10 protein-coding genes are annotated in these 15,497 nt (G+C 60.8%); 3 read left to right on the plus strand and 7 right to left on the minus strand.

Annotated elements, in window-relative coordinates:
- Window positions 1–3: 3 nt before the first annotated feature.
- The 4 genes from FDQ92_RS04395 to FDQ92_RS04410 all read right to left on the minus strand — a co-directional run bounded on the left by FDQ92_RS04395 (window position 4) and on the right by FDQ92_RS04410 (window position 5,723).
- Window positions 4–2,436, minus strand: a complete 2,433-nt coding sequence (locus FDQ92_RS04395) for a hybrid sensor histidine kinase/response regulator (protein ID WP_137423453.1) — start codon at window positions 2,434–2,436, stop codon at window positions 4–6.
- A 377-nt stretch (window positions 2,437–2,813) separates the two neighbouring features.
- Window positions 2,814–3,014 (minus strand): ATP-binding protein, encoded by a 201-nt coding sequence (locus FDQ92_RS16405; protein ID WP_137423454.1) that lies wholly within the window; start codon window positions 3,012–3,014, stop codon window positions 2,814–2,816.
- A gap of 48 nt (window positions 3,015–3,062) precedes the next feature.
- Window positions 3,063–3,620: a hypothetical protein gene (locus FDQ92_RS04405; RefSeq protein ID WP_137423455.1), complete on the minus strand. Its 558-nt coding sequence runs from the start codon at window positions 3,618–3,620 to the stop codon at window positions 3,063–3,065.
- 153 nt (window positions 3,621–3,773) lie between these two features.
- Window positions 3,774–5,723 (minus strand): sensor histidine kinase, encoded by a 1,950-nt coding sequence (locus FDQ92_RS04410; protein ID WP_211341366.1) that lies wholly within the window; start codon window positions 5,721–5,723, stop codon window positions 3,774–3,776.
- Window positions 5,724–6,111: 388 nt separating this feature from the next.
- Between FDQ92_RS04410 and FDQ92_RS04415 the strand changes: the two genes are divergently transcribed.
- Both FDQ92_RS04415 and FDQ92_RS04420 read left to right on the plus strand, forming a co-directional pair.
- Entirely contained in the window at window positions 6,112–6,825 is a 714-nt protein-coding gene (locus tag FDQ92_RS04415) for an HAD family hydrolase (RefSeq protein WP_137423456.1), read from the plus strand.
- Between the two features lie 322 nt (window positions 6,826–7,147).
- The gene (locus tag FDQ92_RS04420; protein WP_137423457.1) at window positions 7,148–8,416 is read left to right on the plus strand and encodes a M24 family metallopeptidase; all 1,269 of its coding nucleotides are present in this window, start codon (window positions 7,148–7,150) and stop codon (window positions 8,414–8,416) included.
- A gap of 19 nt (window positions 8,417–8,435) precedes the next feature.
- Here the strand turns inward: FDQ92_RS04420 and FDQ92_RS04425 are convergent, their stop codons facing one another.
- Window positions 8,436–11,129, minus strand: a complete 2,694-nt coding sequence (locus tag FDQ92_RS04425) for a 1-acyl-sn-glycerol-3-phosphate acyltransferase (RefSeq protein ID WP_170180185.1) — start codon at window positions 11,127–11,129, stop codon at window positions 8,436–8,438.
- Window positions 11,130–11,276: 147 nt separating this feature from the next.
- Here FDQ92_RS04425 and recN point away from each other — a divergent pair, with 147 nt between their 5' ends.
- Window positions 11,277–12,992, plus strand: a complete 1,716-nt coding sequence (gene recN / locus FDQ92_RS04430) for a DNA repair protein RecN (protein WP_170180186.1) — start codon at window positions 11,277–11,279, stop codon at window positions 12,990–12,992.
- A 631-nt stretch (window positions 12,993–13,623) separates the two neighbouring features.
- Here recN and FDQ92_RS04435 read toward each other — a convergent pair.
- Both FDQ92_RS04435 and FDQ92_RS04440 read right to left on the minus strand, forming a co-directional pair.
- Window positions 13,624–14,379 (minus strand): SIR2 family NAD-dependent protein deacylase, encoded by a 756-nt coding sequence (locus FDQ92_RS04435; protein WP_246041829.1) that lies wholly within the window; start codon window positions 14,377–14,379, stop codon window positions 13,624–13,626.
- Complete coding sequence (locus FDQ92_RS04440; RefSeq protein ID WP_137423460.1) at window positions 14,376–15,173, minus strand: ATP-grasp domain-containing protein; 798 nt, start codon at window positions 15,171–15,173, stop codon at window positions 14,376–14,378. The genes FDQ92_RS04435 and FDQ92_RS04440 overlap by 4 nt, the downstream gene beginning before the upstream one ends.
- Between the last annotated feature and the right edge of the window lie 324 nt (window positions 15,174–15,497).

The raw sequence follows: 15,497 nt of genomic DNA on the forward strand, positions 1-15,497 counted from the left end.
GAATCATCCTTTCTCAGCATTGGAATCGTCCAAGGGAAGCTGGATCAGGAACGTGGTCCCCACGCCGGGTTCCGATTCGAAGGTGATGGTACCCCCATGCTTGTTGACGACGACGTCATGGGAAATGGCCAGGCCTTGGCCGGTTCCCTTGCCCACTTCCTTGGTCGTAAAAAACGGATCGAAAACTCTGGATTGAATTTCTTCCGGAATGCCGCCCCCGGTGTCCGTGACGGCGATTTCGCAGTTGCCCCCGTTTTTTCGGGTGCGGATGGTGATGGTTCCCTTGGCCTCCGGCCGGTCTCCCGTTTTTTCCGCGATGGCCTGAGCGGCGTTCACGATGATGTTGAGAAAAACCTGGTTGAGTTCGCCGGGAAGGCACGGAACGTTCGGCATCCCGCGATCGAAATCGGTCACCAATTCCGCCACGTATTTCCATTCGTTGTGCGCCACGGTCACCGTGTTTTCGATGGCCTTGTTGATGTCCACCGCCACCTTTTCTTCCACTCCCGGATGAGAAAACTCCTTCATGGCCAGCACGATCTTCGCCACCCGGCCGACACCGTCCAGGCTCTGCTCGATGGCCCGCGGGATCTCCTCCATCAGGTAATCCAGGTCCACTTCTTGGATGAGTTCCTCGATGGCCCGGACATCGGGGTGATCCGGCTGTTCGGACTTGACCCGTTCCAGGAGAGCCCCGTAACCCCGGACGATGCTCAGGATCTCGTCAAAGGCGTCTTTGAGAAATCGCGTGTTGTCTCCCACGTACTGAGTCGGCGTGTTGATTTCGTGGGCGATCCCGGCCGCCAGCTGTCCGATGGCCTCCAGCTTTTGAGCCTGCGCCAGTTGGCTTTCCATGATTTTTCGGTGAGTGATATCGGCGGCCATGATCAGCACGTAGGAACCTTCCTCCCCCTCCCGGGGAATGGGCGTAAACACCATGCCGAGAAACCCCTGTTTGCCGTTGGGTCTGGTGAACCGCACTTCTTCCAACCGCTGCGGGGCTCGGCTGTCGCGGCACCGAGCCAGGATGTCGCAGACCCTTCCCCATTGCCAGCGCAGATCGCAATCTTCCAGGCGCTTTCCCCGGACCTGGTCCGCCGTGAATCCAAATACGCGTTCCGCGTGCGAATTCCACCTGACGATGCGGTTCTTCGAATCCAGAGTGATCAAGACCGAGGAAATGGCCTCGATGAGTTGGGAGAGCTCGGCGTGGGCGCGGCGAAGCGCTCTCGCCGTTTCCTTGAGGGCGGTCACCTCCCGCGCCACGTGAACACCGCCGATCATCCGGCCGTCGGGTGCGTGGAGCGGCGAGCAACTCACGTGGAACCAGCCTTTCAGCCGTTCGTCGTAGATTTCCGCCGAATATTCCTCCCCCGAGTTGAGCATCCGCCCGTGGGGACAGCCCAGGATGGGTTCGGAAAGACCGTGAACCAGTTCGTGGCAGTGCCTTCCGACGGCTTCTTCCAGCGTCACCCCCAGCCGTTTGCTCATGCTTCGGTTCATCCGGACAATGCGATGGTCGGCGTCCAGGATGGCGATGAGGTCCGGTACCGCGTCGAAGGTATTTTCCCATTCTTCTTTGGCTTGAACAATGGCGTCAGCGGTCCTCTTTCTCTCGGTGATGTCGAAAAGGAACCCGCTCACATGGTCGACCTTGCCCTCCTCCCGGCAGACGATTTTCCCCCGATCCTGGATCCAGGCCGCATCTCCGGAGCGGGTTCGGATCCGATATTCCCGGACGAACTGAAGACAACCCGTCAGCGCATCCCGAAACGCTTTCTTGGCCCCGGGAAGATCTTCCGGCAGGATGATGTCCGGCCACCGTACTTCCCCGGAAAGGAACTCCCGGGCGCTGTAGCCGGTAAGGTCCCGAACCTTTTCGTCCACGAATACGATGGCCCAGTCTGTGGCCCCCGTGTAGACGACCCCGGGAAGCGTCTCCACCAGTTCCCGGTAACGCTCGCAGCTCACCTGAAGCTGTTTCGTCCGTTCGGCCACCAGCTTTTCGAGCGTCTCGCGGTGCAGGCGGTTTTCGATCTCGAGGCGCCGCCGGCGCAGGGCGTTTTCCACCACAATGAGTACGCATTCCAGGTCGAACGGCTTCACCACGTATCCGTAAATCCCCAGCCCAAAAGCTTCCCGCGCCACCTGGGGGTCGTCCATGACCGACACCATCACGGCCGCCGTATCGGGACAGTTTTCAAACACGTGGCGCACGAGGCTCAAGCCGGATTCACCCGGCATGTTGACGTCCGAAATCACCAACTCGAAGGGTTCGGCCTCCAGGATCGCCCGGGCTTCCCGTGCATCCGCGGCCGTCCGGCAACGGTATCCGTGTTTTTGGAGCAGCTCACGGAGCAGGTTGCGAATCCCCGCCTCGTCGTCCACAATAAGGATCTGTTCCGTGCGCCTTGCCTCAGCAAAACCCTTTTCCATGGCACCCCCCCGGCACCTCTCGTCACGTTTTTCCCCCTGCGGATCACCCGGCCCGTTCCGCCGATGACGGCCTCATCATGATGGCCTTTTCTTGAAGTTCGGGTGTAGAAATCTAGGAGCCTGACCATAAACAAGCTCACGAAAGTCGGGCCCTGCGGTTACTTGTTCCTGTAGGAGGAGCGCCCTCGCCGCGATGAACAAACCCCGGCGACCGGCCCGGTGTTCCGTTATCGGTAGGAGCCGGCTTGCCCGCGACACGTAAAACAGGCAATGCCCCGTTGACCTTGATCGCCGGCAAGCCGGCCCCTACCAAAGGGCCCTAAAACTATTTTCGGGCAAGCTCCTTGCCAAGATGTCGTCGTATTTGCTGAAAATCTTCAGATTTTTCTGTACGTCGGGGTGCGCCCCGTTTTCAGATCCGGGGGCGGGAAGCAGGGGCTCCGGCCGGCGCCTGGGCCGGTTTCCTTGGTGGTGAAGAACGGTTCGAAGATCCGCGAAAGGGTCTCGGCGTCCATACCCTCCCCGGTGTCCGCCACGCACAGAACCACGTAGCGGCCGGGCTTGTGTCCCGTGGACATGGGTATTTCGCGGCGGTCGGCCCGGTGCGCAGGCGGCGCGGGCTCGGTTCAGGCGGGTGAGGAACGTTTGGCAAATGACAGCCCATCGGCAAGGCCCGCCTTTCGCAAGCAATCGTAAAGGCCGACCACGAATTCGTTGTCCGGGCTTTTTCCCTTGATGGCAAGCGCCTTCAGGCCGTCGGTCCTCACGGCCACCCCGAAGACCTCACCGTCGCTCCCACGGAGCACGAGAAGCATCAGAAGCGCCTTTTCTCCCCTGATTTCGTTCAAGATTTCGAATTTCTCCGAAAGAACGAGCTTTACCCGCTCGGCGTATTCGGGCATGGCTGCAATCCGCGCGAACCGGGCAAGTCGCCCGATGAGTGCCTTTCCTTCCCGGGCGTTAAATGGATTGGCATCCAGGACGAGCCCGTCCGACTCCACCGAAATGGTGCCAAACGGCGTCGTGTACAGCTTTCCCGAATAAATGTCATCCGCCTTCAGCTTGACCCCGGCCGCTTTTGCCAGAAAGACGACCACGATGCGATCCATGCGGGAAGGTTCCAGCACCCGCAGAAGCTTACCTTCAGAAAGGGTGAAATCCGCAATGACCTGATAGGACGCCATTTGCCTGACTCCTCGAGGCCACCGGAGGCCGAACCTTCCGGTCACCGGCTTTGACCAAAGCCTTCCCGGCGGCGCAGCCGGGTCAAGAGCCCTTGAAACACCATCGGGCGCGTCGCCTTGAAGAAGCAGTGGACCCTTTCCCGGACCGGCCGGTCACGCCTCTTCCCGCCGGTGGGCCGGAAGCCATACCTTGAAGGTGCTCCCGCGGCCCACCTCGCTTTCCACGGTGATCTTCCCGCCATGACGGGCCACGATGCCGTAGCTGACCGAGAGACCCAAGCCGGTGCCCTTCCCGATTTCCTTGGTCGTATAGAAGGGATCGAATATCTTCTCGATATTTTCCGGAGCGATGCCCACACCCGTATCCGAAACGGCGATTTCGACCCCGCTCCCGCGCCCTTCCCCTTCCGACGCCGCCGGAACGCTCCGCACGCTCACCCGGATCCGTCCCCCGGGATCCGTGGCGTCCAGAGCATTGATGACGAGGTTCACCAGAACGCTGCGGATCTGGCCGGGGTCCACGGTCACCAGCGGCAGGTCCGCCGCCGCCTCCACCTGCAGCTCCACCCCTTTTACCAAGGCTTGGTTTTCGACCAGGGTGAGCGTCGACCTTACCAGCCCTTCGATGGCCGTCTCCTCCGGATCGATATCCGTCCGGCGAGAAAAATCCAGCAGGCCGCGGACGATCCGGCGCACGCGTTCCGTGGCTTCGGCAATCATCTGAAGACTCTCGCGCGCCTCTTCATCCAGGTCATGCCGGTCCAGCAGCATATGCGAGAAGGCAAGAACTCCTGTGAGCGGGTTGTTGATTTCATGGGCCACTCCGGCCGCAAGGCGCCCGACGCTGGCCTGGCGTTGAGCCAGGGCCAGCATGGAGGCGCTTTCTTCGCGCTGCCGGCTTTCACGCTCCCTGATCGATGCCAGCATGCTTTCAAACGTCTTCTGCAGAACCCCCACTTCACTTTCTGAAATGGACCCGAGGTCGGGTGAGAGATTTCCGCGGGAGACTGCATCGGCGGCATCGGTGAGGAGGTGAATGGGCCGCATGATCTTTTTCTCCAGGAACCAGCCCAGCCCGACGGCCAACGTGATGCCGAGAAGGCTCAACACGGTGAAAACGGTGAGGGCTTTCCGGCGGACGTCGGCGTAAGGCTGTTCCAGGACGCCCACGTACAACATCCCGACCCGCTCTCCAAAGACGTCTTCGATGGGTTCATAAGCCGTGAGGTACCAGTCGTTCACCACGAACGCCCGGTCGGCCCAATTCAGATCCTTACCCAGAACCCGCTCCGCCACTTCCGAGGACACGCGGGTTCCCAGCGCGCGGGCACCGTTCTCTAAGAGTACGTTGGTGGCAATCCGAATATCCTTGAAGAAGATCGTGGCCGTGCCGATCTCCCGGCCCCGATAGCGTTCGTTCTTAAAGACGGTGTTCCGGACGGTATCCACGATCTCGGTGCTGCGGTTGAGCAGCACGCCCCCGTAAAGGACTCCGATGACGGCACCCTCTTCCCGGATCGGAACGGCACCGGCCAGTACCATCCCCGACGTCAGGATCGTATCTTCTCCGGATCCGGCAGGAGGCGTCGGAACCAGCTGGATGCGGGCCCTTTCCGCCAGAACCGGATCCTCGCAACGGAGCCACGCCTCGGAAAGAACCAAAGTTCCGGATACCCCTCGGTTCGTTTTCAAGCTCAACTCCGCCAGGGGATTCGGAGCACAGCGCACCGCATCCTCCGGAACACTCTCTCCGCTGAGACGGACCATCGCCCGGCCCCTGGTGTCGGCGACTCCCGCGAAATCCAGACCCGCCCATTCGGCCACCCGCGCCAGTCGCTCCGTCAACTCCCGGCTCCGCTCGGGCTGCAGCGCCTCGCGGAAACCGCGCCCCAATGTCGTGACAGCAAGAGCCAGCTCGACGCGCCTGCAGCGGTCTTCGTACATGTGGCGGGCGGCGTTCAAGTCCTGACGCACCCGGTTGGTCGCTTCTCCCATGAAGGTTCGATAAAGAAGATGGCCCCCGACAACCAGGGAAACCGCTCCCACCAGGAACGAAACGCCGAGAAAGCTGACAATGAGCTTGGACCGCGTCGTCCTAAGCAAAGGCAGGATCCTCATCAGAAAGTGTTCGGGTCCACGCCGCTGCCGGAGCCACCGCCCGGCCTCTTCAGGCAACTTTCCATTTTTTGTCTGTACCTCAAAAAGAAACCGGCGTCCACCGCGATCACCCGCGCCGTCACCGTCGGCGTCCTCCATGAAATGACATCGGCCTGCAAGGACCGGATAAACATCAAAAAATGAAAACCTCAGCAAAAACAGCCCCGTTCCCCCTCAAACCAACCCCGTGACTCCGCCTCGAAATGGAAACGGCTTCGCCGGCTCCCAAACGGATCATTTCCAAAAACGAACCATTTCGCTATTATCTTTTTCGGTACCCGGAAGAGCGAACGCCCCCCAACGCCGATAGAAATCCATTGGAGGATGTGCTCCCTTGGCCTGCGCCCCGAGACTTCCCGATGCGGTGATCTTCGACTTCGACGGTGTCCTCGTCGATTCGGAACCGTACCACTACCGGGCCTTCCAGGAAGTGCTTGCACCCCTCGGCCTGGGCCATTCTTACGCAACCTACGTGGACCGTTACATCGGCTACGACGATCGGGACGCCCTCCGGGAGATATTTCGCGATGCGGGAAGAGACCTGGACCCACCCACCCTTCGCGCCCTCATTGCGGCAAAGCAAAAGGCCTTCCAGACCATCGTCTCGGCCGGGGTCAAGGCCTTTCCCGGCGTGCATCCGTTGATTCGAAGCCTTCTAGGCGAGAAGATCCCCCTCGCCATCGCTTCCGGTTCGACCCGGCAGGAAATCGCCTCGATGCTGGACGCCCTGGGATTGCACGACGCCTTCCCCGTCATCGTCACCGCCGACGATGTGGAAAGGAGCAAGCCCGATCCGCAGACCTATCTTCTGGCGGTCTGCAGACTCAAGAGCCACAACCGCCGACCCGACCTCAGGCCCGAAGCCTGCGCGGTCATCGAGGACACGCCGGAAGGTATTCGGGCGGCCCGAGACGCCGGCCTCTCGGTGATCGCGGTCGGTCATTCTCATCCCGTGGAAACCCTTCGTGAGGCGCACCTGACCGTGCCGGCGCTCGCCGACATTGATTTCCGAACGCTGGAACTGGTTTTGGAACGGAGGACCGCATGACGCCGCCTGGAAGATCTCCGGAGCACGAAGTAAGGGCTTGACCAAAAAACAAGTTCATGAAAGTCGGGTCCTGAGGTTCCTTGTTCGTGTAGGAGCGGGCTTGGCCGCGATCGGAATCGCCGGCAAGTAGGGGCGCAGCGCAGCTGCGCCCCTACAGGGCATACGGCGCTCCTTAAGCGCCGTTCGCGAACCGCCCCTACGCGAAGAAACGGACACTCAATCCTCAGAAGGGTGAAGGGTATTCTCAGGCAGCCTCTAAGGGCTGAAGCGAACCCGGGAGCCGGCGGGATTGCCCCGGCCGTTCACTAAAAGGAGGCAAAAGATGTTTCAGGTGCCCAAGGAAGAAATCGCGAATCGGCTGGTGGCCTTTCAGGCGGCCCTGGTACAGCATCGAATCGATGCGGCCGTGATACGCCAGAACACGGATCTCTACTACCTGACGGGCACCGTCCAAGACGCCCACCTGATCGTTCCCGCATCGGGTTCCCCGTGTTTCCTGGTTCGACGCGACGTCCGGAGAGCCGAAGAGCAGTCGCCCATCCGCCCAGTGGTGCCTCTTACGAGCATCAAGGAGCTGCCGGATCACCTGGACCGGGCCTGCGGCAGCCGGCCGCCCCGAACCCTCGGCATGGAACTGGATGTGCTTCCGGCTTCCACGTTCTTTTTCTACGACGAAAAGGTCTTCCCCAAGGATCGGATCGTAGACGTGGGGACGCTGCTGCGGCAGGTGCGGATGATCAAATCGGACTGGGAAATCGAAATGATGCGCCGGGCGGCCGTGATTTCCGACGCGGTGGCTCGAGCCGTTCCGGAGTTCCTGCGGGAAGGCGTCAGTGAACTGGAACTGTGCATCGAACTGGAGGCGGTCGCCCGAAAGGCGGGGCACTTGGGCTTTTCACGGGTGCGGACCTTCAATCTGGAAATTTATTTCGGGCACATTCTCTCCGGCCCCGAAGCCGCAACATCGTCCTATGCCGACTCCCCCACCGGCGGCCCCGGCGTCAGTCCCGCGCTCGGCCAGGGTTCGGGAACCCGGGTGATCGGACGGGGCGATCTGGTGAGCGTGGACACCATGGTGAACCACCACGGCTACCTTAATGACCAGACACGCAACTTCGCCTTGGAAGCCCCACCCGCGGAACTCGCGGACGCCCACCGCCTGTCTCTGGAACTCCACGCATGGCTGCGGGAAGCAGCCCGGCCCGGCGCCGTCACAGGAGAACTGTACCGGGAAGCACTGGAATGGGCCGCGTCCCGACCGCTTTCGCAGTATTTCATGGGGAGCGAAGACGCGTCGCGGGTCTCCTTCCTGGCCCACGGGCTCGGCCTGGAGGTGGATGAGTTTCCTTTCATCGCCCGGGGGCAGAAGACGATGCTTCGTGAAGGGATGACCTTCGCCTTCGAACCCAAATACATCATTCCCGGGATAGGGATCGCCGGTATTGAAAACACCTACCGGGTGACGGCGCGGGGACTGGAATCCCTGAACCTGAGCGGCGAGCAACTGGTCGTCGTGCAGACCGGTCCGGCTTCCGGCCGGAGCGGCGCCACCGGCGGACAGCGGTCCGCGGCACGTCCCCCGGGCGAGTGATTCCACGGGTTCAAAGGTCCTACTGCAGCGCCAGGTGAGGAGCCCTCAGGAGCCGGGCGATCTGCTTGCTGTACATCTGGATGATCCGGCGATCTCCCGCGTCTTGGTAGCGCTCCTGGACCTTGTCCTTTTTCTTTCCCTCGTCCACCGATTTGGCGATTATTCCCTTTTCCAGGTAGTACTTGATGGCGTTGGCGTAGGTGATCTTCGAAATGGATTCCGGGCTCTGAATCAGTTCCAGTTTCAGTGCTTTCTGGCCCATATCCATGATCTTCTTGAGAAAATCCTTTTCCGTGTAGGAACGCTTCTGCAGGTAACGTGTGGACCGTAAGACCACCCAGTAGGCTTCGAAGTAGTCGCGGATCAGCCCCCTGAAGGCCTGGGCGGCATGAAGACCGCTGTGCGTCATCATGTAGTGGTAGTCTTCCCGGGGTTCCTGGTGGCGGATCCACCCCAGAGCCTCGAACACGTTGAGCACGTCCTGAGCCAGCTGATGGTCGCGCAGATCCATGTCGTAGACGAACTCGTACTTGAAGAAATCCTTCATGAACGCCAGGTCTTCCAGCACCTGGCTCAGACTGAAACGGAAGGTTTCCTGGGCCAGGATGGAGGTGGATACGAACGCGGCGGGCAGGAGGAAATGAATGATGTTGTTCTTGTAGTATTCGAGCGCGAGACGCTTGGCGTCCTCCATGGTGAAGACTTCTTCCTCGAGATCGTCGTCTTCGGCTTTCAGCTTGGACACGGTTTTACTGCGTTCCAGGTCGCGAAGCGTGTCGTCGATGACCGCTTCACAGCTCTTGAAGGTCCTGGAAAAGCCGATCCCCCGCTGTTCCAGGTAAGCCATGAACGCTTTGCAGGTCCCGAGCAGCTCGGCCTTGGACACGCCGCGGCGCGTCGTGGAAAGGAACGCTGCGGCTACCAGCGCGTGCGGGGTGACCAGCGATTCTTGGTTGATGCTGTTGATGATCCGGTAGGCGAAGTCCCGATACATGGCATGGCGCATCTTGGAACTGAGGTTTTTCAGGTCGTAACGGTGCCGCTCCAGGTATCGCTGGAGGGCCATGGGTTCTGCAAACCGGACATAGACGCGCCCGTAACGCCGCTTGAGGAAACGCCGCGCCTTTACCAACTGGGCAATGCTTTCGGCTCTCTTGCTCCCCCCGGAAATCTCCTCGACGTACACTTCCTCTTCCGGAATCCGGTCGTAGCAGATGGAGGTCGGAACGAAGACCAGGTCGTCGCAGAAGCCTTCTTCCACCGCCTGGATCAGGATGGCGAGCAGCCCCAGCTTGGGAAGCACCATCTTTCCGGTGCGGCTTCTACCGCCCTCGATGAAGAACTCGATATTGTGCCCCAGCTGCACCATGGTCTTGACGTAGAGGGAGAAGACTTCCGAGTAGAAACGGGCGCCATTGAACGCCCGGCGGATGAAGAAAGCTCCGCCCCGCCGGAAGATGGGCCCGAGGGGCCAGAAGGCGAGGTTATTTCCCGCGGCGATAAAAGGCGAATAGAGGTTGTTGCGCAAAAGGACGTAGGAAAGGATGAGGTAGTCGATGTGGCTCTTATGGCACGGCACGTAGACCAGCGTGCTGTGCCGGGCGGATCGCTTCACCCGGTGAAGGCTTTCCACGTCCACGTCGATTCCGTCGAACAGGTTGTTCCACATCCAGGTGAGCACGCGTTCGCCCAGCTGGATCAGGGTGTAGCTGTAATCGGCGGCGATTTCGTCCAAGTAGCCGTCCGCCTCCTTGCGGATTTTCCAGAGTTCCTCCCCTCTGGCCCGCGCCCGTCGCTGCATAAAAGCCTCCAGGCGCGGATGATGGAGGATGATCTCCTTGAGTTCCAGCTTGCTCTTGATTTGGGGGCCCACGATGGCACGGCGGATTTCGTTGGTGGCGTCGATGAGGCTTCGGCGCAGCTGAAAAATTTGTTTTCTTCTCTCCCAGCGATCCTCGGAAAGCTCGGGAAGCACTTCCCTGAGATTGAGCGGTTCGCCCACTTCCATGACGGCGTTGGCGTAGCTTCGGATGAAGGAAACGATCTTCCGGAGGAAGCTCGGCTTTTCAGGATTTCCCAGGACGATTTCCCAGAAACCGCGCCGCTGGCGCCCCGGATCCCGGGAATAGAGCAGGACCAGGGGAACGACGTAGATCGGGCGGTCCAGATCCTTTTGAATGTCCAGCAGGTGTTCCAGCGGGTCGTGCCGTACCAGGACCGTTCGCTGGTAGTAGCCTTTCTCTCCCAGCAGGAAAAAAATCCCGGCATGGTTTTCCACGATCTTGCGCCTGTAGTAGCCGTCCCCGTAGGGATCGGGCACCCCTTTCCGGGTGAAATGCTTAAGGAAATGGTGCACCATGAGTTTCAGACCGTACCAGCGCCCCTGCCAGAAGTAGGGCCTGAGGTCGAAGGTGACGGTGGGGGTGGGCAGTCCCAGCTGGTAGAGCCGCAGGGCGGCGTAGACCATGTCCAGCTGGGACCGGTACTTGATGGCATAGACCACCGTTCCCTGCTGCCCCAGGTTCTCCAGCTGCCGCTGCTGATCTTCGGGCATGGACGTCTTGCTGACGAGCCGCTCGAACAGCCGGCGAAAAAGAAACCGGGGCCGCTCAGGAAGCGTCTGCCCGTAAGGATCCTCCGCCAGCGAGAACTCGCCGCCATTGCACGCTCCTACCAGACTCTCCTTGACTCTCTGGAGCCAGTTTTTCATCATAAGAAATCCTTAACCTGCAAACAGGATCTCAGGCGAGGTTCAAGAGTTGCGGGAAGGGGTAGCGTAGCAAATGGTCGGGGCAAAACCAAATTCTTTTTTTGGCGTAGCGCCTTGGCCCTGAAACGGTTCACACAAGGAGACCCCGCGGTGCTCGCCGAGTTGATCGTTCACAATTTTGCCATCATCCGAGACCTGCAGGTCGACTTCGAACCGGGCCTGAACGTGCTCACGGGCGAAACGGGCGCCGGAAAATCGATCCTCGTGGGCGCGGTGAACCTGATCCTTGGAAGCCGCGCTTCCCAGGAAATGATTCGTTCGGGAGCCGAAGAGGCCACGGTGGAAGCGCTTTTCGTCTTTCACGATTCCCCCGTTCTCCAGGAACGCTACCGGTCTCTGGGCCTTGCTCCGGGCGAAGAGTGCGTGATCCGCCGCGTGGTGTCGCGAACGGGACGGAACCGGGTGTTCATCGACGGTCAGCTGGTCACCCTGCAGCAACTCCAAGCGTTCGCCGAAGGACTCCTTTCCATATCAGGCCAACATGAACACCAGCTCCTTTTGAACCCGGAAGTCCACCTGGATCTTTTGGACGACTTCGGAAAGCTGGGGCCCCACGTCACCGACGTCGCCGAGGCCTTCGATCGCTGGACCCGTACCCGCGACCAATGGATGCGCCTTCGCCGGCATAGGGAGGAACTCGCACGGCAGCGGGACTTCCTGCGCTTTCAGTTGAACGAACTGGAATCGGCGTCCCTGAAGCCCGCCGAAGACGAGAAACTGCAGGCGGAAGAAAAGGTGCTGCGGCACGCGGAAACCCTCTACGAGGCGGCGAAGCGGGCTCAACGGCTGCTCTATTCCGACCAAGGCGCCGTACTGGAGCGCCTGGACCAGGTGGGAAAGGACCTGGCCGTTCTCGCCTCCATCGACCCCAGGCAGAAGACGCTTGCGGAACACCTGGACCAGGCGACCATCCACCTGGAAGAACTGCACCACGCCCTGCAGGAATACGCCGGAAGCATCGCCTTCGACCCACACCGCCTGGCGGAGATCCAGGATCGGCTGGCGTTGATCCAGCGCCTCGCCAAGAAATATGGACCAACCGTCGATCACATGCTGGAAAAATTGGAGGAACTCCGCACGGCGCTCGCCGACGAAGAGGAGCAGGAGTTCCGCGAAGAGGCGCTGCAGAAGGAGATGGAAACCCTTCGGAGTACCTACCTTTCCAGGGCTCGAGCTCTGTCGGAAGAACGCCGCCGGGCGGCATCGGCGCTGAGCGAGGCGGTCCGATCCGTCCTGGCTTCGCTGGATCTCCCGAGGGCGCGATTCGACGTCCGGTTTGATGAGGAACGTGAAAACCTGGAAACCGTGACAGACGCGGCGTTCACCCGCAAGGGCGTGGACCGGGTGGAATTCCTCCTTTCCGCCAACCCGGGCGAAGACCTGAAGCCCCTCGCGCGGGTGGCCTCCGGAGGCGAGCTTTCCCGGATTCTTCTGGCGCTCAAGAGCCTGCTCAGCCTGCAAGGGGAAGCCGAAACCCTCATCTTCGACGAAGTGGACACGGGGATCGGAGGACGGACCGCGGAACTTGTGGGGCGCCAGCTGCAACAACTCGCCCGGCGCCACCAGGTGATCTGCATCACCCACCTCCCGCAGATCGCCTGCTACGGCGCCCATCATTACAAGGTCGCCAAGCACACGTCAGGCGACGAAACCCATACCCTCATCACACGCTTGGACGGAGGGGAACGCGTGGAGGAGCTGGCGCGGATGCTTGGAGGCGTGAGCATTTCCGAAAAAACGCGGGCTCATGCCCGGGAATGGCTGGAAAAAGCTCAAAGGGCGACCTGCGGCGAAGCGTCCTCCTGAAGTCCTGTTCCGGCGCCTCGGCGTTTCCCTGGAACTCCCGCTCCCCCCTGAACCCCTTCCGGATGGGCCAAGCATTCATCCACATAAGCGCTAAGTTATTTTGTAAACATTCACGGGTTGCATTTATGCCATTGGGCTGTTTTTAAAGATGAACATCGAACATTGAACATTGAACGTCCAACATCGAATGAAAAACCGGGGCGCATTTATGCCATTGAGCTGTTTTTAAAGATGAACATCGAACATCGAACATTGAACGTCCAACATCGAATGAAAAACCGGGGCGCATTTCCCCTCGTTCCCAAGCTCTGGCTTGGGAACGGCCTCACCGAAGCTGGAGCTTCTGCACAGTTGTGTTCCCAAGCTGGAGCTTGGGAACAAGAAGCAAGTTCCTTTTTTCCCATTCACTATTCGATGTTCGATGTTCGATGTTCGATGTTCGATGTTCGATGTTCGATGTTCGATGTTCGATGTTCGATGTTCGATGTTCGATGTTCATTTTTTCCAGTCGATACAGGGAAAAAAACAACTTAGCACTTATGCCCTTCATCCACCGGCGGCGGGCGAACCGCCCCGCCGCCTCCCCTCAAGCCGCCTCCCCTCAAGCCGCCTCCCCTCAAGCCGCCTCCCCTCAAGCCGCCTCCGGCTCCACCAACCGCGGGAGAATCTCGCCCGCCTTCCCGAGGAGACTGACGTCCAGCATGCTGCTGAACGGAGTGGGTTCCAGGTTGATTTCGGCCACGAACGCTCCGTGTTTTCTGGCGTAGAGCCCCATGGAAGCGGCCGGCTGGACCACGGCCGATGTCCCGATCACCAGCATCAGATCGCAGGATCGAAGCCCTTCGTAGACCCTCTCCAGCACCTCGGGATCCAGCGCCTCCCCGAACCAGACCACGTCGGGCCGAAGCAGCCCACCGCACACACCGCACGTAGGCAGTTCGGGAAGCGGCACACGGCGGTCTTCGGAGGTTACGGCGCAGCGCGTGCAGCGCACCCGCCAGATGTTGCCGTGAAGCTCCAGTACATTGCGGCTTCCGGCCTCTTGGTGCAGGTTGTCGATGTTCTGGGTGACGAGGGTGAAACGGGGAAAGCGCCGCTCCATGGCGGCCAAGGCGCGGTGGCCTGGATTCGGCGAGAGCGGACCCAGCAGCTCCCGCCTCCAGTTGTAGAACGCCCATACCAGACGCGGGTCTCGGGCGAAAGCTTCCGGGGTGGCGAGATCCACGGCCCGGTGACTCCGCCACAGGCCCCCTTCCCCACGGAAGGTGGGCACACCGGACTCCGCGGAAACTCCGGCCCCGGTCAGCGCCACCACATGGTGAGCCTGACGGAGCCGTTCCTTGAGTTGAGTCAGGGCGCGTTCCAGGACGGGATCGCCTGCGCTCACAACGTTCCTCCATCGTCCAGGCGTTTCAGGATCTCGTGGATGTTCAGACACCGCCTATGGAAGCCTTCCAGGCCGTAAACCATGTTCGCTTCCAGCACGTAGTAGCGGCCGTCATGCCGGCAGATGTCCAGGCCCACTTCGCCGAACCCGCACCGGCAGGCCACATCGCGCGCGAAATCCAGGGCGTCTTCCGGAATGGCATCGAACACCAGCGAAGCTCCCAGGGAAACATTGTTTCGAAATTCGCCGGGGGGTGCCACCCGCCAGTAGGCGTGCACCACCCGGCCCGCGATCAGAACCACCCGAAGGTCCCGGTCGATCGGGAGGTATTCCTGGATGTACGCGGGTCGACAGCGCGCCAGGTATCGCTCCAGGTCCTTTCGGTTTTCGATCCGCCAGACGCCGGAGCCCTGCGAAGATCCCAGGGGATCTTTCGCGATGAAGGGGTACGTGAAATCGCTGAGGATGCAGGGGCTCCGACGCCTTCCGTAATAGACTTTCGTCCTGGGATGCGAAACGTCGAGAAGCTGGAACAAGCCGGTCTGCCGGATCTTGTTTCCCATGAATTCGTAATAGTTCCGCGGAAAGACGTCCTTTCCGGTGGAAAGGAAGAACGTCTCGTAAAGCCGGCTCGGATAGTAGATCTTGGCGGCACCGCGGATCAGGTCCCGCTCCTCCCCGGAATAGTCCTCCCAGTTGGGCCGGACCCCCAGGCACCTGAAGGACGGGCACCCCCGCGGCCTCTTACCCAGGGAGACTTTCTCACGACCCGATCCTGAACCGCCACGCTTCATGCCGGGTGAAACTCCATCCGGAATAGGACCATCGCCCGCCCGCGCCTTCGAATCCCCGTCATGGTGAGCCCCCTTCGGGTGCACGGCAGCCTCGTCGAAGCCGGTTGGGACGGCTTCGGGCTTCGCCGTGCCGGGGCGCGGCGGAGGCCGCAGGAACTCACGGGCTCATCCTCCTCACCGGGCGGACATCGGCCCCTTGATTTTGAACTGAAAATCTAGGACAAATCAGGAGCGTTGTGAAGCCCTTGCCGCAGGGTTTATAGAGCGAAGCAACCGGCGCCGGAGTCAGGGGCCCCGCCGCCCTCGGGAAACCGGCGGCCCCAA

The sequence above is a fragment of the Desulfoglaeba alkanexedens ALDC genome, assembly GCF_005377625.1.
GTDB lineage: Bacteria > Desulfobacterota > Syntrophobacteria > Syntrophobacterales > DSM-9756 > Desulfoglaeba > Desulfoglaeba alkanexedens.